Consider the following 25052-nt stretch of genomic DNA (forward strand, 5'->3'; position numbering starts at 1 on the left):
GCGGAGACGAAAATGGGATTCCAACAAGGTTTGAGCGGCCTGTCGATTGCGTCCAAGGCCCTTGAAGCGATCAGCAATAACGTGTCCAACTCCGGGACCGTCGGCTACAAGGAAGCCGTTGCCCAGTTTTCCGACGTGTTCGCGGCCTCACTGGCAAGTGGTGCGACCCAGGTGGGTATCGGCGCGCAGGTTTCCAAGGTTGCCCAGCAGTTCGGCCAGGGCAACATCACGACCAGTACCAATGGACTGGATCTGGCGATCAATGGCCAGGGCTTCTTCCGTATGGATAACGAAGGGGCCATTACCTATAGCCGGAACGGTCAGTTTCAGACCGACAAGAACGGCTACATCGTGAATGCCCAGGGTTTGCGCCTGACCGGCAAGGTTGCCGACGCGAACGGCGTGCTGACGGGGGCGACCGGCGATCTCAAGCTCAATCTCAGCGATGCGAAGCCCCAGGCGACCGGCAATGCCGGCTACAACGTCAATCTGGACTCCCGTTCGGCCACGCCTAAGTCGCTCACTGCGGCGTCGGGTACCAGCGCGGCGATCACTTCGCTGACGGGGCCCTCTCCGTCCTTCACGATCGCTTCGACCGACCAGTTGACCTTCCAGCTCGATGGTGAAACCGGCTCCACGGTGGTAAACCTCCCGGCTGGAACCTACAGCGACGTGGGATCCCTGGCTGCGGCGATCCAGACCGCAATCGATCAGAGTTCCCTCAAGGGGCGTATCAAGGTGTCGGGCGATAGTACCCCGGCCATCACGTTCACGTCGGCTCGTACGGGTCGTTTGTCCGGCATCACGGTGACCGGTACATTGGCTTCCTTGCTGCCCACGACGACTACACAGGGCAGCAATGCCAGCTTCAGCATCAATGATCCGTCCAGCTACACCAGCTCCACTTCCCAGACTGTCTACGACTCTCTCGGTAATCCGCACACCCAGTCCCTGTATTTCGTGAAGACCGCCCAGGCCAACACCTGGGACGTATACAGCAGTCTGGACGGGCTGCCGCCGCAGATCAACGCGGATGCCCAGGCGCTGGCCCAGTCCCAGACACCCCCTCAGACCACCACCGAAAACCGCTGGATGTCGATCAGTTTTGACAGCAACGGTGTCTTCCAGAGCAGCAGCCTCTACCAGATCGATCCGGCCAATCCGACCCAAATGGCCTATGTGCAGAGCCCGAGCTCCAAGGTCAAGGTCAATTACGACATCACGACGGGTGCAACCACTCAGTTGAGCTTTGATGTCAATCTGGCCGGCACGACCCAGTTCGGCAACAGCTACGGGATCAACCAGCTGACCCAGGATGGCTTCACCACCGGCAAGCTGTCGGGCCTGAGCGTCAGTGCCGACGGCACGGTGCTGGGCAACTTCAGTAATGGTCAGTCACGGGTCATGGGGCAGGTGTATCTGGTCAGCTTCCAGAACCCGAACGGCCTCAAGTCCATCGGCGGCAACCAGTGGGTGTCCACCAGCGACTCCGGGCCGGAGCAGCCCAATGCCCCGGGCACCGGCGTGCTGGGGGTGATCCAGTCTGGCGCCCTGGAGGATTCCAACGTCGATTTGACCGCCGAACTGGTCAACATGATCACCCAGCAGCGTGCCTACCAGGCCAATGCCCAGTCCATCAAGACCGAGGATCAGGTGCTGCAGACGCTGGTCAACCTGCGTTGATGAACCTTCCGGGATAAGCCATGGACCGTCTGATCTATACCGCGATGACTGGCGCCTCCTCCACGATGGGGCAGGAGGCATCCGTTGCCCACAACATGGCCAACGCCACCAGCACCGGCTTCAAGGCAGAGCTGCATCGCCTGCGTGCGGTGCCGGTCCAGAACGCCTTGTTGCCGACCCGGGCCTTCGTCGTCGACGCCAGCGTGTCGGACGATTTCTCTTCCGGTTCGCTGCAGAGTACCGGGCGTGGGCTGGACATGGCGATCCAGGGCAAGGGCTGGTTCGCCGTGCAGTTGCCGGATGGCACCGAGGGCTATACCCGCAACGGCAGCTTCGAAGTCAGCCCCAATGGCATCCTGCAGACCCGCGGCGGTTTGCCGGTGCTCGGCAACGGTGGGCCGATCACGATTCCGCCGGATGTGGAAGTGCAATTGGGGGCCGACGGCACCTTGTCGACGGTGCAACGCTCGGGCTCCCGCAACAACACCAGCGCCGTGGATCAGCTCAAACTCGTCAATCCGCCGGAGCAGGATCTGCAGCGTGGCGCCGATGGGCTGTTCCGCCTGGCAAATGGTGCCCAGGCGCCGGCAGATCCTGCCGTCAAGGTTGCCGCCGGCTATCTGGAGGGCAGCAACGTCAATGTTGTCGAGCAGATGGTGTCGATGATTTCCCTGTCCCGCCAGTACGAAATGCAGACAAAGATGCTGACGACCGCCAAGGAGATGGATCAGTCTGCCACGCAGCTTGTTTCCAAGAGCTGAGCGGCGCTGACGAAACCGGAATAGAAGGGGCTTTTCTGGTCTGCTCCGAGGCTGGAACACCTCTTGCTCTGTCTAGTATCGAATCCACTGCATCGGTCGATCTTGCCGGTGCAGTAACCAGACACCAGGAGCCCTCCATGCTCATCCGTTCCCTCTCGACCGCCGCTTCCGGCCTCGAGGCCCAGCAGACCCAGTTGGACGTCATCTCCAACAATCTGGCCAACGTCTCCACCAATGGTTTCAAGCGTTCACGGGCGGTCTTCGAGGACCTGCTGTATCAGAACCTGCGCCAACCCGGCGCCCAGTTGACGCAGCAGACGACGATTCCGTCCGGCCTGCAGATCGGTGTTGGCGTGCGGCCTATCGCGACGGAACGCAACCACACCCAGGGTTCGCTGACGCAGACCGGTAATGCGCTGGATGTGGCGATCAACGGTGAGGGCTTCTTCCAGATCCTGCTGCCCGACGGCACCACCGCCTACACGCGGGATGGCGCTTTTCAGAAGGATTCCAATGGCCAGATCGTGACCTCCAGCGGCTATCCGCTGCAGCCGGCCATCACGATTCCCTCCAACGCACTGTCCCTGACCATCGGCAAGGACGGCGTGGTATCGGTGACCCTGCCCAACCAGACCGCACCTTCCCAGATCGGCAACATTCAGGTGGCCAGCTTCGTCAATCCCGGCGGCCTGCAGAGTGTCGGTGAAAACCTGTTCCTCGAGACCGCGGCCAGCGGCACGCCGAATCCGAACACGCCGGGCACCAATGGCGTCGGTGTGCTCAACCAGACCTACGTGGAATCCTCCAACGTGAACGTCGCCGAGGAACTGGTGCTGATGATCCAGACTCAGCGCGCCTACGAGCTCAATTCCAAGGCGGTGTCCACGTCCGATGCGATGCTCGGCAAGCTGACCTCCCTGTAAGTCCTGAGCCGCGGAGATTGACCGTGTTTCTGTCCCGTCCCCTTTTCGTGCTGTTGCTCGCTGGGCTGAGCGGCTGTGCCGCGCTACAGAGCACGCCGCCGACCGCCGTCCATCAGCCAATGACCATCCGTCCGGAGCCGCGGACGGCCCAGGCGTCCCAAGGAGGCTCGATCTTCCAGCCGAGCTTCTCGCGTCCGTTGTTCGAAGATCGGCGGGCTCGCTTCGTCGGCGACGTGATCACCATCAACCTCGTCGAGCAGACTGCCGCAAGCAAGAAGTCGTCGGCAACGGCGGAGCGCAATTCCAGTCTCAGCGCGTCGCTGTCCGGCCTGGCCAAGGTGCCGCTGGCCGGCGCGCTCAACGGGCTCGGGGCGACGGCATCCGACGCGAGCAAGTTCGGCGGCAAGGGCGACGCGGCGGCCAACAACGCCTTCACCGGTACGATCACGACGACCGTCATCGAGGTGCTGGCCAACGGCAACCTGCTGGTGTCCGGCGAGAAGCAGATCGCCATCAACCAGGGCAACGAATTCATCCGTTTCTCAGGCGTCGTCAATCCGGTGTACATGACTGGCGGTAATACCGTGCAGTCGACCCAGGTGGCCGATGCGCGCATCGAGTACCGGGCCAACGGTTATATCGATGAGACCGAGAACATGGGCTGGCTGCAGCGTTTCTTCGTGAACGTGATGCCTTTCTGAAGGGCGTGATCATGTCTTTCCTGTCCCGTCTGTGGCTGGCCCTTGTCGTCGTGGCCAGTCTGGCTGTTGGCACCCCGGCTCGGGCCGAGCGCCTCAAGGATCTGGCGTCGATTGGTGGCGTACGGCAGAACCAGCTGATCGGCTATGGCTTGGTCGTCGGTCTCGATGGGTCTGGCGACCAGACCACCCAGACGCCCTTCACCGTGCAGAGCATCATCAACATGCTCGGCAACCTGGGCATCACGCTGCCGCCCGGGCAGTCCCTGCAGCTCAAGAACGTCGCGGCGGTGATGGTTACCGCCAGCCTGCCGCCTTTTGCGCGTCCGGGCCAGCAGATCGACGTGACGGTCTCGTCGATGGGTAATGCCCGCTCGTTGAAAGGCGGCACCCTGGTCATGACGCCGCTGAAGGGGGCCGACGGACAGATCTATGCGATGGCCCAGGGCAGCCTGGCGGTGAGTGGTGCCGGCGGTTCGGCAGGCGGCGCCAAAGTGACCGTCAATCACCTGTCGGCCGGACGCATCCCGGGTGGGGCCACGGTGGAGCGCGCGGTGGCGAGTCCTGTCGGGCAGGGGGATTCCGTATTCGTCGAACTCAACGACGCTGACTTCGGCACGGCTCAGAACGTGGTCGATGCCATCAACCGCGTCGCGCCCGGTGCCGCCCAGGCTGTCGATGGGCGGCAGATCCAGGTGCTGGCGCCGGAGGATCCCAATCTCCGCGTGGCTTTTCTCGGCCGTCTCGAGAACCTCGACGTGACGCCGGCCGTGCAGGCCGCCAAGGTAATCGTCAATTCGCGGACCGGGTCGGTGGTCATGAACCAGAAGGTGGCGCTGCAGAACTGTGCCGTAGCCCACGGCAGCCTGACCGTGACGGTCAATAACGAACAGCAGGTGAGCCAGCCTGGTGCGTTGTCCGGTGGTCAAACCGCGGTCACCAACAAGGGCTCCGTGGATATCAAGCAAGAGGGCAGCACGCTGTTCAACATCAAGGCCGGTACCAATCTCGCAGATGTGGTCAAGGCGCTCAATGCGGTCGGCGCCAACCCCCTCGAACTGATCGCCATCCTGCAGGCCATGAAGGCCAGCGGCGCGCTGCGGGCCGAACTCGAGGTGATCTGATGGCGGATTTCAGCCAGATCAATGCCCTTGATCCGAACACGCTGTCCGGTCTGAAGCGCCTGTCAAAGGACAATTCGCCGGAAGCCATAAAGGAAGCATCCCGCCAGTTCGAGGCTCTGTTCGTGCAACAGGTCATGAAGTCGATGCGCGATGCGACACCCAAGGGCGGCATGTTCGATAGCGAAGAGACGCGCATGTACCAGTCTCTGCTCGACCAGCAGATGTCCATGCAGCTTTCCACCCGCGGCCGTGGTTTTGGGCTCGCCAAAGTCATCGAGCGGCAGATGACCCAGGGGCGGGAGTCGGTGACCCTGCCGGACGGTCCGGTGCCCCTGGAGCCGACGATCCGGCGGAACTTCGATGCCGCAGTATCGCCGGCGGCAAAGGCCGGTGGTGAGGCGGCAAATCCTGCCGCAAGCTTGCCGGCTGCGGATGCATCGAGTGCCGTTGCCCCGCAACTGTCGGGGCTGCCGGCCGGCAGCCGGGCCCGGGCCTTTGTCGACAAGGTTTGGCCACAGGCCGTCGAGGCCAGTAAGGCCACCGGTATTCCGGCCCGTTTCCTGGTTGCTCAGGCGGCCCTCGAGACCGGTTGGGGCAAGCACGAGCTGAAGAATGCTGACGGCACGCCCAGCTACAACCTTTTCAACATCAAGGCGGGGCGTAGCTGGACCGGGGCCACGGTGAGTACCTCCACCACCGAGCACCGCAATGGGCAGGCGACGACGGAGAGTGCCCGCTTCCGCGCCTATGGCTCCTACGCGGAGTCTTTCCGCGACTATGCCCGCCTGATCGGCGGCAACCCGCGCTACGCTGCGGTGGTCGGCCAGACGGATGCGACCCGCTTTGCCCGTGGCCTGCAGGCCGCCGGTTACGCTACCGATCCCATGTATGCGGAGAAGCTTGCCCGCATCATCAACGGTAATACCCTCAAGATCGCCCTCGCGGCAGGTTCCACCCCCAGCGCTTGAGCGGCGGTGTTTGCCGCTTCATGGCTGGCAAAGTTCTTGCGTAGTCTGCCGTAGATACCTCCGAATCAGGGACGCGGATCATGGGCAGCAGCATCTTCAATATTGGCCTCACCGGACTCAACGCCGCCCAGGCGGGGCTCATCACGACCAGCCACAACATCTCGAATGCGGGAACGGCCGGTTACAGCCGTCAGTTGACGGTCCAGAGCACCAACCCGGCGATGTTCAGCGGCGCCGGTTTCTTCGGTGAAGGGACCAAGATCGATACGATCAAGCGAGCCTACGATAGCTTCCTGACCAACCAGGTGATGTCCGCCGACACCAAGTACAACGAGTACAACACCTACAGCGTGGAGATCAGCCAGATCGACAACATGCTGGCGGATTCCACCGTGGGTCTCGAGCCCGCGGTGGACTCCTTCTTCCAGGGCGTGCAGGAAGTGGCAGCCAACCCGTCCAGTATTCCCGCCCGCCAGTCGATGATCTCCACCGCACAGAGCCTGGTGGACCGCTTCAAGAACCTGGCCACCCGCCTCAATGACATCCGCTCCGGCGTCGAGGGACAGATCAAGGATACGGTGACCTCGATCAGCACTTACGCGCAGGAAATCGCCGACGTCAATCGCCAGATCGCTATCGCTCAGCAGGCCGGCTCGTCCCAGCCGGCCAACGATCTGCTCGACAAGCGTGATCAATTGGTGAAGGAGCTGAACCAGCTGGTGCGTGTGTCCACCACCACCGCGGGCGACGGCTCCATGTCGGTCTTCATTGGTACCGGCCAGCCGTTGGTAGTTGGTATCAATGCCACCAAGCTGGAAGCCCGTCCGTCCACCACCGACCCGAGCCGCCTCAACGTCAATATCATCACGCCAAGCGGCGCTCCGCTGACTGTACCGGAGAGCCTGCTTGGAGGCGGCAAGCTCGGAGGCCTGCTGGCGATGCGTTCCGAATCTCTGGATGCAACCCAGAACCAGCTCGGTCTGATCGCCGTCGGCCTGAGCTCCGCCTTCAACGCCCAGCATGCACTGGGCCAGGATCTCAACGGGAATCTGGGTACATCCTTCTTCACGGTACCCGGTACCACTGTCCTTGGTGATTCCAGCAATACGACGACTCCGCCGAGCGTGCAGTTCAACGATGTCTCCAAGCTGACCGGTGACGACTACAAGCTCGTCTTCACGGACGCTATCGGCAACTATTCGTTGACCCGCCTTTCCGATGGGATGTCGGTCAGCCCAGCTACGGTCGGCCTGTCGATCACCCCGCCGGCGGCATCGAAGGCGGGGGATAGTTTCGTCATTCAGCCCACCCGTAATGCCGCGGCCAACATCGACGTTGCCATTACCGATACCCGCATGATCGCGGCTGCGGCGCCGGTGACCGCATCGTCCACCAGTTCCAATCTGGGGTCGGCCAGCATCACGGCACCAGTGGTGTCGAGTACGGCCGATCTGGCCAGTTTTGGTACCGCTGCAGCGCCGCTGAAACTGACCTATACGGCAGGTACATTGACCGGTTTCCCGGCAGGTCTGCCGGTAACCTATACGCCGGCAGGAGGTTCGGCGGTAACGGTGACCGCGCCGGTTGCCTCCATCCCGTACTCCAGCGGAATGACGATCAGCGTGGGGGGCGTCTCCTTCGCAATGAATGGAGCCCCGCAAGCCAACGATACTTTCACACTGGCTCCTAATGTGGGAGGCGTGTCGGACAGCCGCAATGCGGTTCTGTTGGGCAATCTCCAGACGAGTAAGGTGCTGCTTTCCGCGAGCGGCCAGCCGTCGGCGACTTTTCAGTCGGTTTACGCCCAGTTGGTCAGCTCGGTGGGCAACAAGGCCCGCGAAGTCAGCGTGAACAGCGACGCGCAGAAAAGCCTGGTGGATCAGGCGACTCAGGCCCAGCAGTCGGTGGCGGGGGTCAATCTCGATGAAGAAGCGGCCAATTTGATCCGTTATCAGCAGGCATACCAGGCGGCGGGCAAGGTCATGAGCATTGCCTCCAAACTCTTCGACCAAGTGCTGGCCCTCGGCCAGTAAGGAGCACCATCATGCGAGTCACCACCGGCATGATTTTTGACAGCGGCGTTTCGCAGATTCAGTCGCAGAACAGCCAACTGATCAAGAGCCAGAAAGAGGTTGCCACCGGTCGCCGGGTGTTGGCGCCGTCGGATGATCCCGTTGCCTCGGCCCGGGCGCTGGAGGTGACCCAGTCGAAAAGCGTCAATGCGCTATATACGTCCAACCAGGGCTATGCTGCGGACCAGCTCAAGCTCGTGGACAGCAAGTTGAGTGCGGTCACGGATCTGGTGACCTATGTGCGTACCCGTGCCGTCGAATCCGGCAACGGCGCTTACTCGACCAATGAGCAGAGGATCATTGCTGCCGACATCACTCAGCAGTATTCCTCGCTGCAGGGGCTGGCCAATAGCCAGGACTCCACCGGCGAGTTCATCTTCGGCGGCTATACCAGCAACACCCAGCCCTTCGTGGGCAGCCTGACGACCGGCATGACCTACCAGGGTGATCAAGGGGCGCGCACGCTGCAGATTTCCTCGTCACGCAACCTGCCGGTCACCAGCTCCGGCGACGAGATCTTCAACACCCTGCGGGCACCGACCGGTTCGGCCTTTGCGCTCAGTGCGGCTGGCAACACCGGTTCGGCATTGGTTTCCGGCATGAGCTTGAGCGCCTACAACAACCATGCATACGATATCAGCGTGGGGGCGGGGCCGACCTATCAGGTCTTCGACTCCACCGCCGACCCCACCCATTCCGCGCCGATTACGCCGACCGTGACGACCAGTGGTTCGGATACGACCCTCAATTTCGGCGGCGTTACCCTGACGCTGAGCGGTGTGCCGGCTGCCGGCGACAGTTATTCGGTCAGCACGGTGGCCAGCGCTTTCGACATCGTGGGCAACTTCGCGACAGCCCTGCAATCGGGCAACTCCGCCGTGACCCGCTTCGGCGGTCTTCAGGCGATTGCCGGCATGGACGCGGCACAGGACAGCGTTTCGCGCGTACAGGCCGGGGTTGGTTCCCGTATGGTGGAAGTGGAGACACAGCAGAACATTGGCAGCAGCCTGGACGTGCAGTACAGCGAAACCCTGTCGCGCCTGCAGGATGCGGACTACGCTTCGGCCGTGAGCAACCTTTCTCAACAACAGATCTACCTGCAGGCGGCCCAGCAGAGTTTCATGAAGGTCAGCAATCTGTCCCTCTTCAATTACATCAATTAAGCCAATGCGGGTAAGTTTGCCATCTTGGGGGATGGTCGGGCTGAGCCTGAGCTTGGTTGCCTGCAGCAGCGCCCCTCCAAAAGAGTGGGCCCTGGGTCCGGCGGCGGTACTAATGGCTTCGGATGCGGGCTACCTGAACGCCTCGATGCTTGCGGGGGCCCTGATTTTCTATATTGTCAGTGATCCCTTCGCGCCCAACTGGAGCATCGAGGAAGCCCGCAAGGGCGACGATCGTTACCTGCTGGCCTTGCGCCTGAAGGCCATTCATTCGGGGGGGACGGGGAGGCGCGCCAGGTATTCACGCGTCGGGCTGCGCAACTGGCCGGACAGCCGGGCTTTGCGTCCTATGAGGTAGTTTCCTGGCAGGAAGGGCTCGAAAGCACCCGTCCGTTTGCCCAGCGGGTGGCGTACGGCGAGCTGCGTCTCGTTCGGGCGGAACCGGCGCCAGGTACTCCGGTGAGATAAGCGTCACGCCGCGATGCCTGCAAGCGTTGCTGAGCCTTGCGGGATGGGGCCGAGTTTCGTAAGGTGCGCGCTTCGACCGCTGGAATTTGCTGATATGGACCGAATGACCGAAAGACGGAAGGATCGCCGCATTCCGCTGGGCTGCAAGGTGGGTATCCGGCCCTACGGCGGCGGGCCGACGGTGGTCGGGACCTGTGTCGAACTGGGCGTCGGTGGGATGACCATTCACTCCAGCCACGTACCGAGAATGGATGAGGTCTTCGAGGTCGCCGTGCTGCCTCCTGACAGCGGGGGGAGCTACATGCCGCTGCATGCGCGGGTGCGCGTGCGACGCTGCCACGGGCTCGAGCAGGCCGGCGTCTACGAAATGGGTGTGGAGATCATCGAGATCATCCGCTGAGACTGGGCCCTTTACCGTCTCCAGCTGTCGTCAGTTGGCAGTGGCCTGCGTCAGGCTGGTTGCCGGATTGCCGGCAAGAAACGGCAGTCTTTCAAATTCCTCCGCCGGGCAGGGCTTGCCCAGGTGGTAGCCCTGCAGGACATCCACTTCCAGCTGCATGAGCGTCGAGGCCGTGGCTTCGTCTTCGACGCCTTCCGCCACCGTGCGCAGGCCAAGGGCCCGGGCCAGGTTGACGATGGCCTGCAGGATACGCAGGCCGTCCGGCGTATGGACCCGCTGCACGAAGGAGATGTCGACCTTAAGTTCGCCGACCGGTAGTTCGTGCAACTGGGACAGGGACGCGTAGCCGGTGCCGAAATCGTCGATGGACAGCGTGAAGCCAGCCTGCACCAGCTGGCGCAGGCGTTCCTCGGCACACTCCACTTCCATCAGCGCCACCGATTCGGTGACCTCCAGGATCAGCGCAGAAGCCGGCAGGCCGTAGTGGCCCGCATCGGCCTGCAGGGTATCGACGAAATCCGGTGCGAACAGCTGGCGCTTGGAGATGTTCAGGGACAATTGCAGATCGGGGCGCAGCCGATACCAGTGGGAGAACTGCTCAAGGGCCTGGCGGCGTACCAGTTGGCCGAGGTCGTGGATCAGGCCGAGGGTTTCCGCCATCGGGATGAAGGTGCCAGGTGAGATCCAGCCCAGGTCTGCGTCGTGCCAGCGGGCCAGCGCTTCGGCGCCGGTCAGCGGGCGCTTGCCGGTGGCGTCCGGCGTGGCGGCGAACTGGGGCTGGAACCAGCTGGTGATGCGTCCATCGCGGATCGCCTGGGCCAGCCTTGACTGGATGTAGAGCTCCTTTTTGCCCAGCCCGCGGGCCGACATGTCGGAGAACAGCTGGAAGTTGTTGCGACCCTGGGATTTGGCGTAGAACATCGCCCGGTCGGCGTGGGCCAGTAGCGTGTCCACGCTGTCGCTGTCGTCCGGGAACAGGGATATGCCCATGCTGAAGGTGGCGTTGATGGGCTGGCCTTCCAGTTCATAGGTTTGCTGCATCACGCTGACCAGCTTGCGCGCCACGTTGCGGGCGTCATCGGCACCAGCGAGGCCGGGCAGCAGGGCCACGAACTCGTCGCCGCCCCAGCGGGCGATGGTGTCCCCGTCGCGCAGGCTTTTCTCGAGCGTCTTGGCCATGCCCAGCAGCAGCGCATCGCCGGTCTTGTGGCCGTAGGCATCGTTGATGTTCTTGAAGTGGTCGAGGTCGATGAAGCACACGGCAACCCGTGTGTTGGTGCGCCGTGCCAGCTGTACCGTTTTCTTGATGCGGTCTTCCAGCAGCACCCGGTTGGGCAGACCGGTGAGGGCGTCGTGCAAGGCCATGTGGGCGATGTGGCGCTCCTGAAGGTAGGTCTTGGTAATGTCGCGCAGCACGCCGCGGATGCCGATCAACTGGCCCTCGTCGTTGCGTTCGGCAACGAAGCGGCATTCGGTCCATTGTTCGTAGGCGGCTTCAGCCATGATGCGGAATCGACCGTGGAACTCGTCCTTGCGGCCAATCTGCAGGTCGCCGAGGCATTTCAGGAAAGCACTGCGGTCGTCGGTGTGGATCGCCTCGGCCAGCGGTCCGCTGTCCGGTGCTTTGCCGGTCAGGTGCCACCAGCCGCTGTTGGCGCTGGCGATGCGGCCGTCGGGCTGCAGCTCGAGTACGGCCTCGTCGAGCATGTCCAGGGTACGGACGAAGGAGTGCTGCTCCGCCGCCCACAGCTTCTCCTTGGCCAGTGCCCGGTTGAGGGCCGCAAAGGGTTGATGCACGCTGTCCACGAACACGGCCCGATAGATGAAGCCGTAGGAGATGACCTTGTAGATGTGGCCGGCGAAATTGAAGATGTCGCTGACCGACGCATACAGGGTGAAGCACAACTCGGACAGGGCGGCGACCCCGGCGGCCGCGAACAGGTCGGCGGCATTGTGGGCGACGCCCCGGCGGGCCTGCCGGTAGAACAGCATGGCCACAAGTCCGTAGAGGACGATCAGCACATACTCGCTGTCGATCTTCAGCTGTGTCAGGCCGTTTTCCTGAGCGAAGAGTATCGGCAAGCTGGCTGCATTGAACAGTTCCAGCCAATACACCGCGCCGACATAGCTGCATACCGCCACGAGCAGGCCGTAGCGGGAATGGTCGTGCAGCATGGGCTGCCATGCGCGGGTGGCGCTGATCAGCAGGCCAACGGCCACCAGGGCCCGTGCGGCCAGCCAGAAGACGATGGCTTTCTGGGAACTCGACGGGGTGATGAAATCCGGCATGCCGCGATAGCCGAGCATGTGGCCGAAATCGAGCAGTGCAGTGCCCAGAAGTACAGTGCCGAGCAGGACAACATTGCCAGGCCGGGTGTGGGAATACGCATTCCAGGCAATTCCGAAGACCTGCATCGACATGATGATCGATGCAGTTTCCATCGCCGAATGCAGTGGGAGGAAGCGACCGAGCCCCAGGTCGAGGCCGCCGTCCTGCTGCCACAGCAGGAGATAGAGCAGTGTGAGCGCCCCCAGCCAGTAAAAGGCCCGGGTCAGATCCTGGGGACGGGATGGAAGAGCTTGGGGCGGATTCTCAATGTGCATCGGGACGCCAGGCACGCGGACAAGAGCCGAAAACGGGTATCAGGCGACACTAATATCACAAAGTGCTGACATGGCCGCGAAGTGCGCCGTCCGTGATGTGAAATATGACGTTATCTGTTTGAGAATATAGCGAAGGCAGGAAATTCAATGCGGTTGGTGTGCTTCCGGCAGGCCGATTTCGCTGGCAGTCAGGGGGCCGATGAGGGTCTGTGCAAGCTTGTCGGGAATCCTTGCCTTGTCGTCGGCGAGCGGGATGCGCCCGGCCATGATCTCGGCGGCCGGTTGTGGGTAAAGCGGCTGCCGTTGGGGTTCCGCATAGCCATCGGGAAAGCGCGGCGCCAGGCTGTGGAGATCGTACTTGTCGGTGGCGCCAAGGGTGTGCAGCAACTCGTGGGCGATGACTACCGCGTTGCGCTGGCGCTCGCTGCGGCTGGCGAAGACCTTCACGACGCCGAGTTTGCCTTTTTCGAGGCCGACCGAATGGTCCAGCGACGGGGTCAGGGCCGGATCGTGGTAGAGCAGGAACAGGCGCACGTCGGGCCGCGGCCCGGGGGCGGCATCGTGCCGCCAGGCCCAGAAGCGCAACTGCAGGCTCCAGCCCATCATCGCCAGCGCGTTGCCGCCGGCCGGGAAGGGCGGCGGCTGGCTGTTCAGCGGTGGGGCCAGGTTGATCGCCAGGGGCCGCAGCAGCGAATGTCCGTGGCGCTGCAACTCATCCTCCAGCCAGTCGCCGATGACCGTGAAGTCTTCGGGCTTCAGGTCGGCCACGATGCGCCGACTCGTATCGGAAGGATCGGCGGCGATCGGATAGACCGTCACATGCAGGGTGCTGTCCCACGCAGTGCTGCGGGCGCTGGATTTCCAGCTGCCGACGGCGACGGTGGCGAGGATGAACAGCAGGATGGCGATGCGGAGCTTGCGGAACATGGGAATCGCTGGGGTACCGCGGGGGGCGGTTTCCGGAAAGAGTCCGGATTATGCCAAAAGATTTTATGCAAGCCGAAAAAAAGCCCGGCCAGACGGCCGGGCTCGGGTGCTGCCCAGGGGCGTGATCAGGCGACGGTGACCGGGATCTTGCCGATCTTGGCCTGCCATTCCTTCGGGCCGGTGTTGTGCACGCTGGTGCCGGAGGAATCCACCGCCACGGTGACGGGCATGTCCTGCACGTCGAACTCGTAGATGGCTTCCATGCCCAGGTCGGCGAAGCCGACGACCTTCGCGCTCTTGATGGCCTTGGCCACCAGGTAGGCGGCACCGCCGACGGCCATCAGGTAGGCGGACTTGTTGTCCTTGATCGCCTCAATGGCCACGGGGCCGCGCTCGGACTTGCCGATCATGGAGATCAGGCCAGTCTTCTCGAGCATCATGCGGGTGAACTTGTCCATGCGGGTGGCGGTGGTCGGGCCAGCGGGGCCGACGACCTCGTCACGCACCGGATCCACCGGGCCGACGTAGTAGATCACGCGGTTGGTGAAGTCGACGGGCAGCGACTCGCCCTTGGCCAGCATGTCGGCGATGCGCTTGTGGGCGGCGTCGCGGCCGGTCAGCATCTTGCCGTTGAGCAGCAGCTTCTGGCCCGGCTTCCAGGCGGCGACTTCTTCCTTGGTCAGGGTGTCGAGATTGATGCGGGTGGCCGACTTGAGGTCCGGCGTCCAGGTGACGGCGGGCCAGTCTTCCAGCTTCGGCGGCTCGATCTTGGCCGGGCCGGAGCCGTCCAGGTGGAAGTGGCAGTGGCGGGTGGCGGCGCAGTTGGGCACCAGCGCGACCGGCAGGTTGGCGGCGTGGCAGGGGTAGTCCAGCACCTTCACGTCGAGCACGGTGGTCAGGCCGCCGAGGCCCTGGGCGCCGACGCCCAGCGCATTGACCTTCTCGTACAGCTCCAGGCGCAGCTCTTCGGCGCGGGTGAGGGCGGCGCCGGAAGCGGCCTTTTCCTTCAGCTCATGGATGTTCACCGGCGCCATGATGGATTCCTTGGCGAGCAGCATGGCCTTTTCGGGCGTACCGCCGATGCCGATGCCGATGATGCCCGGCGGACACCAGCCGGCGCCCATCTCGGGGATCTTGTGGAGGACCCAGTCCACCAGGTCGTCGGACGGGTTGAGCATCGCGAACTTGGACTTGGCTTCGGAGCCGCCGCCCTTGGCCGCGCAGATCACTTCCACGTGGTGGCCTTCGACGATCTCGAAGTGCACCACGGCCGGGGTGTTGTCCTTGGTGTTCTTGCGGGCGCCGGCGGGGTCGGACAGCACGGAGGCGCGCAGGGGGTTCTCGGGGTTGCTGTAGGCGCGGCGCACGCCTTCGTTGATCATCTCCTGGATGCTCATCGTGGCGTCCGGCCAGCTGACCTGCATGCCGACCTTGATGAACACCATGCCGATGCCGGTGTCCTGGCAGATCGGGCGATGGCCTTCGGCGGCCATGCGGGAGTTGGTCAGGATCTGGGCGATGGCGTCCTTGGCAGCGGGGGATTCCTCGCGCTCGTAGGCTTCGCCCAGGGCCTTGATGTAGTCCAGCGGGTGGTAGTAGCTGATGTACTGGAAGGCGTCCGCGACGGACTGGATCAGGTCTTCCTGTTTGATGGCGGTCATGGGTGAGGCTCCCTCTACGTGATGTCTTTAGTGTTTGGACAGCAGGACGGTCTGGTTCATGATCTTGTCGACCATCGCCATCGCGAGGGCCGAGAACAGGAACACGACATGGATGATCACCTGCCACTGGATCGTGTGCTCGGGCAGGTTGCCGGCGTTGATGAAGGTCTTCAGCAGGTGGATCGACGAGATGCCGATGATGGCTGTGGACAGCTTGATCTTCAGCACGCCGGCGTTCACGTGGGACAGCCATTCCGGCTGGTCCGGATGGTTGTCCAGGTCGAGGCGCGACACGAAGGTCTCGTAGCCGCCGATGATGACCATGATCAGCAGGTTGGCGATCATCACCACGTCGATCAGGCCGAGGACCACCAGCATGGTCTCGGTTTCGCTGATGTGGCCACCGGCCTCGAAGACCGAGCTCACCAGGTGGAAGAGTTCGGCCATGAACAGGTAGACATAGATGCCCTGGGCGACGATCAGGCCGAGGTAGAGCGGGGCCTGGAGCCAGCGGCTCCAGAAGATGAAGCGTTCGAGTTGTTGTGGACCGTTGCTCATGATGATGGGCTGCAATTCGGGAACCCCGGATTTTATCATCGGCGAACGGCTCTCCAAGACGCTAAAATAGAGAACTTTGCTTTTCTGCCTCAAGGGCTTTACGCATGAACCTGCAACCCATCACCGCGCTGTCGCCCCTCGACGGGCGTTACGAATCCAAGGTCTCCGCGCTGCGCGAGCACTTCTCCGAATTCGGCCTGATCCGCAACCGCGTGAAGGTCGAGATCGAGTGGCTGAAGGCCCTCGCCGCCGCGCCCGAGCTGGCCGAGATCGCCCCGTTCTCCGCCGCCACCGTCGCCGAGCTGGATGCCGTGATCGCCGAATTCTCGGTGGCCGACGGTGAGGCCGTGAAGGCCATCGAGGCGACCACCAACCACGATGTGAAGGCGATGGAGTACTGGCTGAAGCAGCGCCTCGGCCACAACCCCGAAGTCACCCGCGTCACCGAGTTCATCCACTTCGGCTGCACCTCGGAAGACATCAACAACGTGTCCCACGCGCTGATGCTGCGTGACGGCCGCGACGGCGTGCTGCTGCCGTCCCTCGACAAGATCATCGCCCGCCTGGTCGAACTGGCCCACCAGCACGCCGAGCTGCCGATGCTGTCGCGCACCCACGGCCAGCCCGCCAGCCCGACCACCCTCGGCAAGGAAATGGCCAACGTGGTGTATCGCCTGCGCCGCGTGCGCAAGGCTATCGCCGACGTCGAGCTGACCGCCAAGTTCAACGGCGCCGTGGGTAACTACAACGCCCACCTGTCCGCCTACCCCGAGTTCGACTGGGAAGCCTTCAACGGCCGCTTCATCGAATCCCTTGGCCTGGCCTTCAACCCCTACACCATCCAGATCGAGCCCCACGATGCGATGGCCGAGCTGTACGACGCCACCGCCCGCGCCAACACCATCGTGCTGGATATCTGCCGCGACATCTGGATGTACATCTCCCTGGGCTACTTCAAGCAGAAGCTGAAGGCCGGCGAGATCGGCTCGTCCACCATGCCGCACAAGGTCAACCCGATCGACTTCGAGAACGCCGAAGGCAACCTGGGCCTCGCCAACAGCGTGCTGCGCCACCTGGCCGACAAGCTGCCGGTGTCCCGCATGCAGCGCGACCTGACCGACTCCACCGTGCTGCGCAACATGGGCGTGGCCTTCGGCTACGCCGTGCTGGCCTACGACTCCTGCCTGCGCGGCCTCGGCAAGCTGGAAGCCGAGCCGGCCCGCCTGGCCGCGGACCTGGACGCCTGCTGGGAAGTGCTGGCCGAGCCGATCCAGACCGTGATGCGCCGCTACGCCGTGCCCAACCCCTACGAGCAGCTCAAGGAACTGACCCGCGGCAAGGGCATCACCAAGGAGGCGCTGCAGGCCTTCATCGGCACGCTGGCCATCCCGGAAGCCGAAAAGGCCCGTCTGCTCGAGATGACCCCCGCCAGCTACATCGGCAAGGCCGCCGAGCTGGCCAAGCGCATCTGAGGACACGGACATGGCTTTTGCCGACAAGCTGAAGACCCTGCCGGGCGTGTCCCACCTCGCCGCAATGCAGTTGATCGACGCCGCCGACGCGGTGGTCGCCACCATCGAGAACAAGCCCGGCCAGGCCGGCTCGCTGGCGGTGTACAACCACTTGGCGCAGATCCACGGCGCGATCACCCCCGAGGCGGCGACCCAGGGCATCGCGATCTACGAGGAGCACAGCGAGGATGCGCGCCTGAATCCGGGCAAGCATCCCAACATCGATCGCCTGATCGGCCTCGTCGAGCGCGGTGAAACCCTGCGCGTGAAGCACGTCTTCGCGACCTGAGCGACGGTGTTGCGCGGGGCGTCCTCGAGCGCCCCGTCGGCAGTCCCCAAAAAGCAAAACCCCCGGTTGGCCGGGGGTTTTGCTTTATAGCGCTCCCGGCCTGAGCCGGGAATGACTGTCTACGCGTCGACTCAGGCGTTCAGGCCGGTGATCATGCCCGCGCCCACCGTGTTGTTGGTGGACTCGTCGATCAGGATGAAGGCGCCGGTGGCGCGGGAGTCGGTGTAGTTGTCGGCGAAGATCGGCTGGGCCAGCTTGAGGGTCAGGCGGGCGATGTCGTTCATGGCCAGCGTGGTGGTCGCTTCCTTCTCCAGCGTGTTGATGTCCAGGCGGTGGGTGATGCTTGCCACCTTGGCCTTCACTTCGCGGGTGGTGTGGCGCAGCCAGTAGGTGCGCGCCGGCGACAGCGGGGTTTCCGACAGCCAGCAGACGATGGCCTCGGCCTGCTTGGTCTGGGCCGGTACTTCCTCGCTGCTGACGATCATGTCGCCGCGGGAGATGTCGATCTCGTCTTCCAGCAGCAGGGTCACGGACTGCTCGTGGATCGCCTTGGGCAGGGACTCGCCGTATAGCTGGATGTCCTTGACCTTGGTGGTCAGGCCGTTGGGCAGCACGGTGACGCTGTCGCCAACCTTGATCTCGCCGGACTCGACGCGGCCCATGAAGCCGCGGTAGTCGTGCAGCTCGGGGTTGTCTGAGGCCTGCGGGCGGCACACGTACTGGACCGGGAAGCGGAAGCTCTCGGCCTGCTCGGTGTGGGCGGCCGGGGCGGCTTCGAGGATGTCGATCATCGTCGGGCCGTCGTACCAGTCCAGGCGCTCGCCACGGTCCACGATCATGTCGCCGTTGAGGGCCGACAGCGGGATGAAGCGCACGTCGGTGAGGCCGATCTGGTCGGCGAAGGCCTTGTACTCGGCGACGATCTTGTCATAGGTGGCCTGGTCGTAATCGACGAGGTCCATCTTGTTGACGGCCACCACCACGTGGGGGATGCCTACCAGCTTGGTCAGGTAGCTGTGGCGGCGGGTCTGGGTCAGCACGCCCTTGCGCGCGTCGATCAGGATGATCGCCAGGTTCGCGGTGGAGGCGGCGGTCACCATGTTGCGGGTGTACTGCTCGTGGCCCGGCGCGTCGGCGATGATGTACTTGCGGGTGCCGGTCGAGAAGTAGCGGTAGGCCACGTCGATGGTGATGCCCTGTTCGCGCTCGGCCTGCAGGCCGTCGGTCAGCAGGGACAGGTCGACGGCGGCCATGCCGCGCTTGCTGGACGTGCGCTCGATTGCGGTGAGGGTGTCGGCGAGGATGGCCTTGGTGTCGAACAGAAGACGACCGATCAGGGTGCTCTTGCCGTCATCGACCGAGCCGCAGGTCAGGAAGCGCAGCAGGCCGCGGTCTTCAACGTGTTGGGCGCTCATTTAGAAGTAACCCTCTTTCTTGCGTTGTTCCATGGAGGCTTCGCTTGTCTGGTCGTCCAGACGGGTCGCGCCGCGCTCGGTGATCGTGGTGGTGGCGGTTTCGAGCACGATCTTCTCGACATTGTCGGCGTCGGACTCCACCGGGGCGGTGCAGGAGATGTCGCCGACGGTGCGGAAGCGCACCTGCAAGTTGATGATCTCTTCGCCGGCCTTGGGCAGGTTGGTCAGCTCGCCGTTCATCAGCGGCACGTTGACCGGCACGATGGAGCCGGAACGCATCACCACCGGGCGGGTGTGGGCGAAGTAGATGCTGGGCAGCTCAAGCTTCTCGCGCTCGATGTACTGCCACACGTCCATCTCGGTCCAATTGGAGATTGGGAAGGCGCGGATGTTCTCGCCCTTGTGGCTACGGGCGTTGTAGAGGTTCCACAGCTCGGGGCGCTGGTTCTTCGGGTCCCATTGGCCGAACTCGTCGCGGAAGCTCATGATGCGTTCCTTGGCGCGGGCCTTTTCCTCGTCGCGGCGGGCGCCACCGATACAGGCGTCGAAGCCGAATTCCTCGATGGCTTCCAGCAGCGTCACGGACTGGTGCTTGTTGCGCGATTCGTTCTCGTTCTTCAGCACGACGGTGCCGCGCTTCATGGAGTCTTCGACGGAGCGCACGATCAGCCGCTCGCCCAGCTCGGCGGCGCGCTTGTCGCGGAACGCGACCACTTCCTTGTAGTTGTGGCCGGTGTCGATGTGCATCAGCGGGAAGGGGAACTTGCCGGGGCGGAAGGCCTTTTCGGCCAGGCGCAGCATGCAGATGGAGTCCTTGCCGCCGGAGAAGAGCAGCACCGGGTTGCTGCACTGGCCGGCCACTTCACGCATGATGTGGATGGCTTCGGATTCGAGCCAGTCCAGGTGGCTCAGGGTCTGTTTGGTGAGCGTCGACATTGCTTTACTCGTTTTATGGTTCCTGGGTGCCCGTCACTTCTTGACGTGCAGGCCGCATTCCTTGGTTTCCGGATTTTCCCACCACCAGCGACCGGCGCGGATGTCCTCGCCGATCGACACCGGACGGGTGCACGGGGCGCAGCCGATGCTGGGGTAGAACTTGTCGTGCAGCGCGTTGTACGGAACCTTGTTGAGGCGGATGTAGGCCCACACTTCCTTCTCGGTCCAGTCGGATAGCGGGTTGAACTTGACCAGGCCGTTGCCCTCGTCGAACTGGCGCTTGGGCAGGTCGGTGCGGGTGGTGGACTGCTGGGCGCGCAGGCCGGTGATCCAGGCCTGCTTGCCGGCCAGCGCGCGGCCCAGCGGTTCGACCTTGCGGGCATGGCAGCAGGCCTTGCGCAGCTCGACGCTGTCGTAGAAGGCGTTGATACCGTTTTCCCGCGTGAAGGCCTCGATGGCCTCGTGGTTCGGGTAGTAGAACTTAAGCTTGAGGCCGTAGCGCTTCTGCACCTCGGCCATCAGGTCGTAGGTTTCCAGCGGCAGGCGGCCGGTGTCCAGCGAGAAGATCTCGATCGGCAGCTGGTTGGTGGCGATCACGTCGGTGAGTACCATGTCCTCGGCGCCGAGACTGTTGGCCATCGTGATGGCCGGCAGTTCGGCGGCCCAGGCGGCCAGGTCGGCCTTGAGCTGGGCGGTCTTGGCTTCAAGGCTGGTGAGCAGCGCCGGATCGTCGAGCTTGGGGTTCTGGTTCGGATGCATGGAGGATTCTCCTCGCTCAGGCGGCGCGCGGTACGCGGCGGAACAGGGGTTCGGGCTGGTCGATGGCGGCCTGGTAGGGCGTCGAGAAGTCCTTCAGGCTGGCCAGCGCTTCTTCAAGCTGGGTGTCGCTGTACTTGCCGGCCTTTGGCTGGATGGCGTCGAAGCCGCAGCGCTGCATGAAGAAGAACTGGTCGCGCAGTACATCGCCGATGGCGCGGATCTCGCCCGTGTAACCGTAGCGGCTGCGCAGCAGGGCTGCGGCGGAGTAGGCGCGGCCGTCGGTGAACTTCGGGAAGTTCAGCGCGATGGCGGAGATGCTGTCCAGGTCGCCGTCCAGCTCTTCGACGTTCTCGTTGCTGTCCAGCCACACGCCGAGGCCGGCGCGGCCGGAGAGGGCGCCGCGGTGGGCCTGCCACACGGCGAGGGGCACGAACAGCGGGCCGTCGGGCAGGGTCAGCGCCTCTGGGCCCTGGCCTTCGTCGAGGACCAGGAATTGCGCGGCGTCGTCGATCACGCGGCCGTTCTTGATGAGCTTAGGCATGTTGCTTCCTTTCCTTGAGTGCGGCTTCGCCATACACGCCGAGCTTGAAGGGGTCGAGGCCGGTGCGGCGGACGGTGTCGATGAAGCGCTCGCCGTCCTGGCGCTGGGCCCGGTAGACGTCGATGATCTTGCTGATCACATCGGGCATTTCGGCGGCGGCAAATGAGCGGCCGATCACCTTGCCGATGCTGGTGTCGTTGCCCTGGCTGCCGCCGAGGCTGACCTGGTACCACTCCTCGCCGTTCTTGTCGACGCCGAGGATGCCGATGTGGCCAACGTGGTGGTGGCCGCAGGAGTTCATGCAGCCGGAGATGTTGAGCTCGATGTCGCCGATGTCGTAGAGGTAGTCCAGGTCGTCGAAACGGGCCTGGATCGCATTGGCGATGGGGATCGACTTGGCGTTGGCGAGCGCGCAGAAGTCGCCGCCCGGGCAGCAGATGATGTCGGTCAGCAGGCCGAAGGTCGGCGTCGCCAGGCCGGTGGCGCGAGCCTTCTCCCACAGGGCGAAGAGGTCGGCCTGCTTGACGTCGGCCAGCACCAGGTTCTGCTCGTGGGTGGCGCGGATTTCGCCGAAGCTGTAGGCGTCGGCCCATTCGGCCACCAGATCGAGCTGCTCGGCGGTGATGTCTCCGGGAGCGGTAGTCGGGTTTTTCAGGGACAGCACCACGATCGCGTAGCCGGGCACCTTGTGGGCCAGCACGTTGCGACGGGTCCATGCGGCGAAGGCCGTGTTGGCGGCACGCTGGCTGGCGTAGCCGGCGTCCTCGCCCGGCAGCGTTTCATAGGCGGGCGTGGTGAAGTGGGCGGCGACGCGGGCCACTTCGGCTTCCGTCAGGGTGTTGGCGCCATCCTTGCCGAAGGCCCATTCCTCCTCGACCTGGCGTTTGAACTCGGCGATGCCGAGGGCCTTGACGAGGATCTTGATGCGCGCCTTGTAAAGGTTGTCGCGGCGGCCGTAACGGTTGTAAACCCGCAGGATCGCCTCGTTGTAAGTGATGATGTGCTGCCAGGGCACGAAATCGCTGATTTCCTCACCGATGATCGGGGTGCGGCCCATGCCGCCGCCGACCAGCACGCGGAAGCCGATCTCGCCGGCCGCATTGCGCTTCAGCTCGAGGCCGATGTCGTGGCACTGGATGACCGCGCGGTCCTGGTCGGCACCGTTCACGGCAATCTTGAACTTGCGCGGCAGGAAGGCGAATTCCGGGTGGAAGGTGCTCCACTGGCGCAGCACCTCGCACCACGGGCGCGGGTCCAGGTACTCGTCACCGGCCACGCCGGCGAAGGGGTCGGAGGTAATGTTGCGGATGCACGCGCCGGAGGTCTGGATGGCGTGCATCTGGACCTGGGCCAGCTCGCCAAGGATCTCGGGTACCACCTTCAGTTCGGGCCAGTTGAACTGCACGTTCTGGCGCGTGGTGATGTGAGCGTAGCCCTTGTCGTAGCTGCGGGCGATGTGGGCGAGCTTGCGGACCTGAGTGGACGACAGCAGGCCGTAGGGCACGGCGATCCGCAGCATCGGTGCGTGGCGCTGGATGTACAGGCCGTTCTGCAGGCGCAGCGGGCGGAACTCGTCGTCGGTCAGCTCACCGGCCAGGTAACGCCGGGTCTGGTCGCGGAACTGGGCGACGCGCTCGTCGACGATCTTCTGGTCGTAGGGGTCGTAACGGTACATTTCGTTTTCCTGGTTTATTCGTAAGCCCGGTCAGGCCGCAATCAACTTGCTGCCCACCAAGACCAGCATGGTTGCCAGAATCGGACGCAGCACCCGGTCGGGGACGCGGGTGGAAATGTGGCTGCCCAGCCAGATGCCCGGCAGGGAGCCGATCAGCAGGCTGCCCAGCAGAGCCCAGTCGACGCTGCCGAGGAACCAGTGGCCGATGCCGGCCACCAGCGTCAGGGGCACCGCGTGGGCGATGTCGCTGCCGACGATGCGCAAGGTCGCCAGCCGCGGGTACAAAAAGAACAGGGCGCTGACGCCCAGGGCGCCGGCACCCACCGACGAGATCGAAACCAGTACGCCCAGCACGGCACCGGTCAGGATCGTCAGCAGCTTGGTGCGCTGCGGATTTTCCTGGCCGCCGGAGTGCTTCAGCGCATAGGCCTGGATCTGCTTGCGAAACACGATCGCCACCGCCGTGAGGAGCAGCGCGACACCCAGCGAAACCTTGATCAGGCTGCCGGCGCCGCCGATGCCGCCGGGAGCGAAATAGCCCACCAGCACCAGGGTGATCGTCGAGGCGGGGATGCTACCCGTGGCCAGGCGGCGCGTCACCGTCCAGTCCACCGTGCCCTTCATGCCGTGGGCGACGGTTCCGGTGGCCTTGGTGATGGCGGCGTAGAGCAGGTCGGTCCCGACGGCCACCGACGGGTTGATGCCGAACAGCAGGACGAGCAGTGGCGTCATCAGGGAGCCGCCCCCTACGCCGGTCAGACCGACGATGGCACCCACGGAGAAGCCGGCAATCGTGTAAGCGATACTCATGATAAGCCCAAATTCCTTGTGCGGCGCATCGTAGAACGTGTTTTTAGAGCAAAGAAGGTGTTTCAGGTTAAACCTTTAGAACTTATAGTTCTATTATTCTATTTCGCGGTTCTTCCCCAGGGGGCGGTGCGTCGATGAACATCCAGCAGTTGCGCTATGTATTCGAGGTGGCCCGCCATGGCCTCAACGTGTCGGAGGCCGCTGAGGCACTGTTTACGTCCCAGCCAGGCGTGTCTAAACAGATCCGCGTGCTGGAGGAGGAACTGGGGGTGGAGATCTTCGTGCGCCACGGCAAGCGCCTGGTGGACATCACGGAACCCGGCAAGCAGGTGTTGACCATCGTCGGGCGCATTCTCCAGGAAGTGGACAACCTGCGCGAAGTCGGCGCCGAGTTCAGCAACGAGGCGAGCGGCAGTTTGTCGATCGCCTTTACACACACCCAGGCCCGCTATGCGCTGCCGAAGGTGGTGCAGGCCTTCATGGCGCGTTACCCCAACGTGCGCCTGTCCTTCCACCAGGGCAATCCGCGCCAGGTCTGCGAATACGTGTTGTCCGGCGTGGCCGACATCGCCATCGCCACCGAGGCGATCGCCGAGCACGAGGACATCGTGATGCTGCCCTGCTACCAGTGGAACCGCTGTGTCGTCGCGCCGCTGCGCCATCCCATCCTGTCCACGCAGCCGCTCACGCTGGAGGCCATCGCCCGCTACCCGTTGGTGACCTACGACTTCGCCTTCACCGGCCGCAACCGCATCAACGAGGCCTTCACCGGTCGGGGCCTGAAACCCAACGTGGTGCTCACCGCCATCGATTCTGACGTGATCAAGACCTACGTGGCGATGGGCCTCGGCGTTGGGATCATCGCCAAAATGGCCTACGATCCGGTGGCGGACAAGGATCTCGGTATGCTCGACGCCGCCCACCTGTTCGCATCGAGCACGACGCGCATCGGTCTGCGCAAGAACGCCTGGCTGCGTGGATATATCTACGCCTTCATCGAGTGCTTCGCCCCGCACCTGAGCCGGCGGGTGGTGGATGCGGCGCTGGCGGGAGGTGGGGAGGATCCGGGTTTGTAGGGGCGTTGTCCGTCAACCGCCGGCTTGACGGGG

At 63.7% G+C, this 25052-nt stretch carries 23 protein-coding genes; 13 read left to right on the forward strand and 10 right to left on the reverse strand.

Annotated elements, in window-relative coordinates; all coding sequences use genetic code 11:
• Window positions 1-12: 12 nt before the first annotated feature.
• The 10 genes from AC1PPK_RS09455 (at window position 13) to AC1PPK_RS09500 (ending at window position 10257) form a co-directional block, all read left to right on the forward strand.
• Complete coding sequence (locus AC1PPK_RS09455; RefSeq protein ID WP_481117565.1) at window positions 13-1683, forward strand: flagellar hook protein FlgE; 1671 nt, start codon at window positions 13-15, stop codon at window positions 1681-1683.
• A gap of 20 nt (window positions 1684-1703) precedes the next feature.
• Window positions 1704-2444 carry a flagellar basal-body rod protein FlgF gene (gene flgF, locus AC1PPK_RS09460; protein ID WP_481117566.1) on the forward strand — a complete coding sequence of 247 codons (741 nt, stop codon included), beginning with the start codon at window positions 1704-1706 and terminating at the stop codon, window positions 2442-2444.
• A 137-nt stretch (window positions 2445-2581) separates the two neighbouring features.
• Window positions 2582-3367: a flagellar basal-body rod protein FlgG gene (gene flgG / locus AC1PPK_RS09465; RefSeq protein ID WP_481117567.1), complete on the forward strand. Its 786-nt coding sequence runs from the start codon at window positions 2582-2584 to the stop codon at window positions 3365-3367.
• A gap of 23 nt (window positions 3368-3390) precedes the next feature.
• Window positions 3391-4068: a flagellar basal body L-ring protein FlgH gene (locus AC1PPK_RS09470; RefSeq protein ID WP_481117568.1), complete on the forward strand. Its 678-nt coding sequence runs from the start codon at window positions 3391-3393 to the stop codon at window positions 4066-4068.
• Window positions 4069-4079: 11 nt separating this feature from the next.
• Window positions 4080-5189: a flagellar basal body P-ring protein FlgI gene (locus AC1PPK_RS09475; RefSeq protein ID WP_481117569.1), complete on the forward strand. Its 1110-nt coding sequence runs from the start codon at window positions 4080-4082 to the stop codon at window positions 5187-5189.
• Window positions 5189-6157, forward strand: a complete 969-nt coding sequence (flgJ, locus tag AC1PPK_RS09480; RefSeq protein WP_481117570.1) for a flagellar assembly peptidoglycan hydrolase FlgJ — start codon at window positions 5189-5191, stop codon at window positions 6155-6157. The genes AC1PPK_RS09475 and flgJ overlap by 1 nt, the downstream gene beginning before the upstream one ends.
• A gap of 80 nt (window positions 6158-6237) precedes the next feature.
• Window positions 6238-8190: a flagellar hook-associated protein FlgK gene (flgK, locus tag AC1PPK_RS09485; protein ID WP_481117571.1), complete on the forward strand. Its 1953-nt coding sequence runs from the start codon at window positions 6238-6240 to the stop codon at window positions 8188-8190.
• A gap of 11 nt (window positions 8191-8201) precedes the next feature.
• A complete protein-coding gene (gene flgL / locus AC1PPK_RS09490) occupies window positions 8202-9392 on the forward strand; it encodes a flagellar hook-associated protein FlgL (RefSeq protein ID WP_481117572.1) in 1191 nt (396 codons plus the stop codon).
• A gap of 112 nt (window positions 9393-9504) precedes the next feature.
• Window positions 9505-9747 (forward strand): hypothetical protein, encoded by a 243-nt coding sequence (locus AC1PPK_RS09495; protein WP_481117573.1) that lies wholly within the window; start codon window positions 9505-9507, stop codon window positions 9745-9747.
• Between the two features lie 213 nt (window positions 9748-9960).
• Window positions 9961-10257 (forward strand): PilZ domain-containing protein, encoded by a 297-nt coding sequence (locus AC1PPK_RS09500; RefSeq protein ID WP_481117574.1) that lies wholly within the window; start codon window positions 9961-9963, stop codon window positions 10255-10257.
• A gap of 30 nt (window positions 10258-10287) precedes the next feature.
• Here AC1PPK_RS09500 and AC1PPK_RS09505 read toward each other — a convergent pair whose 3' ends face one another.
• The 4 genes from AC1PPK_RS09505 to AC1PPK_RS09520 all read right to left on the reverse strand — a co-directional run bounded on the left by AC1PPK_RS09505 (window position 10288) and on the right by AC1PPK_RS09520 (window position 16007).
• On the reverse strand, window positions 10288-12861 hold the full coding sequence (locus tag AC1PPK_RS09505) for a bifunctional diguanylate cyclase/phosphodiesterase (protein WP_481117575.1): 2574 nt from the start codon (window positions 12859-12861) through the stop codon (window positions 10288-10290).
• 144 nt (window positions 12862-13005) lie between these two features.
• A complete protein-coding gene (locus AC1PPK_RS09510; RefSeq protein ID WP_481117576.1) occupies window positions 13006-13788 on the reverse strand; it encodes a hypothetical protein in 783 nt (260 codons plus the stop codon).
• Between the two features lie 125 nt (window positions 13789-13913).
• Complete coding sequence (locus AC1PPK_RS09515; protein WP_481117577.1) at window positions 13914-15449, reverse strand: fumarate hydratase; 1536 nt, start codon at window positions 15447-15449, stop codon at window positions 13914-13916.
• Between the two features lie 27 nt (window positions 15450-15476).
• Window positions 15477-16007: a TIGR00645 family protein gene (locus AC1PPK_RS09520; protein ID WP_481117578.1), complete on the reverse strand. Its 531-nt coding sequence runs from the start codon at window positions 16005-16007 to the stop codon at window positions 15477-15479.
• A 104-nt stretch (window positions 16008-16111) separates the two neighbouring features.
• Between AC1PPK_RS09520 and purB the strand changes: the two genes are divergently transcribed.
• Entirely contained in the window at window positions 16112-17479 is a 1368-nt protein-coding gene (gene purB / locus AC1PPK_RS09525) for an adenylosuccinate lyase (protein WP_481117579.1), read from the forward strand.
• Window positions 17480-17489: 10 nt separating this feature from the next.
• Entirely contained in the window at window positions 17490-17807 is a 318-nt protein-coding gene (locus AC1PPK_RS09530; RefSeq protein ID WP_481117580.1) for a DUF2322 family protein, read from the forward strand.
• A gap of 131 nt (window positions 17808-17938) precedes the next feature.
• On the opposite strand, the gene cysN is transcribed toward AC1PPK_RS09530, so the two are convergent.
• From cysN to AC1PPK_RS09560, 6 genes are read right to left on the reverse strand one after another with little or no spacing between them, the layout of a single operon-like run.
• Window positions 17939-19222, reverse strand: a complete 1284-nt coding sequence (gene cysN / locus AC1PPK_RS09535; protein ID WP_481117581.1) for a sulfate adenylyltransferase subunit CysN — start codon at window positions 19220-19222, stop codon at window positions 17939-17941.
• Window positions 19223-20158, reverse strand: a complete 936-nt coding sequence (gene cysD / locus AC1PPK_RS09540) for a sulfate adenylyltransferase subunit CysD (RefSeq protein ID WP_481117582.1) — start codon at window positions 20156-20158, stop codon at window positions 19223-19225.
• 33 nt (window positions 20159-20191) lie between these two features.
• Window positions 20192-20917 carry a phosphoadenylyl-sulfate reductase gene (locus AC1PPK_RS09545; protein WP_481117583.1) on the reverse strand — a complete coding sequence of 242 codons (726 nt, stop codon included), beginning with the start codon at window positions 20915-20917 and terminating at the stop codon, window positions 20192-20194.
• A gap of 16 nt (window positions 20918-20933) precedes the next feature.
• Entirely contained in the window at window positions 20934-21458 is a 525-nt protein-coding gene (locus tag AC1PPK_RS09550) for a DUF934 domain-containing protein (RefSeq protein WP_481117584.1), read from the reverse strand.
• Window positions 21451-23133, reverse strand: a complete 1683-nt coding sequence (locus AC1PPK_RS09555) for a nitrite/sulfite reductase (RefSeq protein ID WP_481117585.1) — start codon at window positions 23131-23133, stop codon at window positions 21451-21453. The genes AC1PPK_RS09550 and AC1PPK_RS09555 overlap by 8 nt, the downstream gene beginning before the upstream one ends.
• Window positions 23134-23163: 30 nt before the next feature.
• Window positions 23164-23943: a sulfite exporter TauE/SafE family protein gene (locus AC1PPK_RS09560; RefSeq protein ID WP_481117586.1), complete on the reverse strand. Its 780-nt coding sequence runs from the start codon at window positions 23941-23943 to the stop codon at window positions 23164-23166.
• A gap of 134 nt (window positions 23944-24077) precedes the next feature.
• Here AC1PPK_RS09560 and cysB point away from each other — a divergent pair, with 134 nt between their 5' ends.
• On the forward strand, window positions 24078-25019 hold the full coding sequence (cysB, locus tag AC1PPK_RS09565; RefSeq protein WP_481117587.1) for an HTH-type transcriptional regulator CysB: 942 nt from the start codon (window positions 24078-24080) through the stop codon (window positions 25017-25019).
• Window positions 25020-25052 lie beyond the last annotated feature (33 nt).

It is taken from the genome of Zoogloea sp. JDB1, assembly GCF_056724025.1.

What these genes read in the sequence shown, in the direction of transcription:
- cysB (WP_481117587.1), top strand. Translation starts at nt 24,078, where the DNA reads ATGAACATCCAGCAGTTGCGCTATGTATTCGAGGTGGCCCGCCATGGC.
- AC1PPK_RS09515 (WP_481117577.1), bottom strand. Translation starts at nt 15,449, where the DNA reads ATGACCGCCATCAAACAGGAAGACCTGATCCAGTCCGTCGCGGACGCC.
- flgG (WP_481117567.1), top strand. Translation starts at nt 2,582, where the DNA reads ATGCTCATCCGTTCCCTCTCGACCGCCGCTTCCGGCCTCGAGGCCCAG.
- AC1PPK_RS09500 (WP_481117574.1), top strand. Translation starts at nt 9,961, where the DNA reads ATGACCGAAAGACGGAAGGATCGCCGCATTCCGCTGGGCTGCAAGGTG.
- cysD (WP_481117582.1), bottom strand. Translation starts at nt 20,158, where the DNA reads ATGTCGACGCTCACCAAACAGACCCTGAGCCACCTGGACTGGCTCGAA.
- AC1PPK_RS09455 (WP_481117565.1), top strand. Translation starts at nt 13, where the DNA reads ATGGGATTCCAACAAGGTTTGAGCGGCCTGTCGATTGCGTCCAAGGCC.
- AC1PPK_RS09475 (WP_481117569.1), top strand. Translation starts at nt 4,080, where the DNA reads ATGTCTTTCCTGTCCCGTCTGTGGCTGGCCCTTGTCGTCGTGGCCAGT.
- cysN (WP_481117581.1), bottom strand. Translation starts at nt 19,222, where the DNA reads ATGAGCGCCCAACACGTTGAAGACCGCGGCCTGCTGCGCTTCCTGACC.
- AC1PPK_RS09530 (WP_481117580.1), top strand. Translation starts at nt 17,490, where the DNA reads ATGGCTTTTGCCGACAAGCTGAAGACCCTGCCGGGCGTGTCCCACCTC.
- AC1PPK_RS09505 (WP_481117575.1), bottom strand. Translation starts at nt 12,861, where the DNA reads ATGCACATTGAGAATCCGCCCCAAGCTCTTCCATCCCGTCCCCAGGAT.
- flgL (WP_481117572.1), top strand. Translation starts at nt 8,202, where the DNA reads ATGCGAGTCACCACCGGCATGATTTTTGACAGCGGCGTTTCGCAGATT.
- AC1PPK_RS09555 (WP_481117585.1), bottom strand. Translation starts at nt 23,133, where the DNA reads ATGTACCGTTACGACCCCTACGACCAGAAGATCGTCGACGAGCGCGTC.
- AC1PPK_RS09560 (WP_481117586.1), bottom strand. Translation starts at nt 23,943, where the DNA reads ATGAGTATCGCTTACACGATTGCCGGCTTCTCCGTGGGTGCCATCGTC.
- AC1PPK_RS09550 (WP_481117584.1), bottom strand. Translation starts at nt 21,458, where the DNA reads ATGCCTAAGCTCATCAAGAACGGCCGCGTGATCGACGACGCCGCGCAA.
- AC1PPK_RS09520 (WP_481117578.1), bottom strand. Translation starts at nt 16,007, where the DNA reads ATGAGCAACGGTCCACAACAACTCGAACGCTTCATCTTCTGGAGCCGC.
- AC1PPK_RS09545 (WP_481117583.1), bottom strand. Translation starts at nt 20,917, where the DNA reads ATGCATCCGAACCAGAACCCCAAGCTCGACGATCCGGCGCTGCTCACC.
- flgF (WP_481117566.1), top strand. Translation starts at nt 1,704, where the DNA reads ATGGACCGTCTGATCTATACCGCGATGACTGGCGCCTCCTCCACGATG.
- flgJ (WP_481117570.1), top strand. Translation starts at nt 5,189, where the DNA reads ATGGCGGATTTCAGCCAGATCAATGCCCTTGATCCGAACACGCTGTCC.
- purB (WP_481117579.1), top strand. Translation starts at nt 16,112, where the DNA reads ATGAACCTGCAACCCATCACCGCGCTGTCGCCCCTCGACGGGCGTTAC.
- flgK (WP_481117571.1), top strand. Translation starts at nt 6,238, where the DNA reads ATGGGCAGCAGCATCTTCAATATTGGCCTCACCGGACTCAACGCCGCC.
- AC1PPK_RS09510 (WP_481117576.1), bottom strand. Translation starts at nt 13,788, where the DNA reads ATGTTCCGCAAGCTCCGCATCGCCATCCTGCTGTTCATCCTCGCCACC.
- AC1PPK_RS09495 (WP_481117573.1), top strand. Translation starts at nt 9,505, where the DNA reads ATGGCTTCGGATGCGGGCTACCTGAACGCCTCGATGCTTGCGGGGGCC.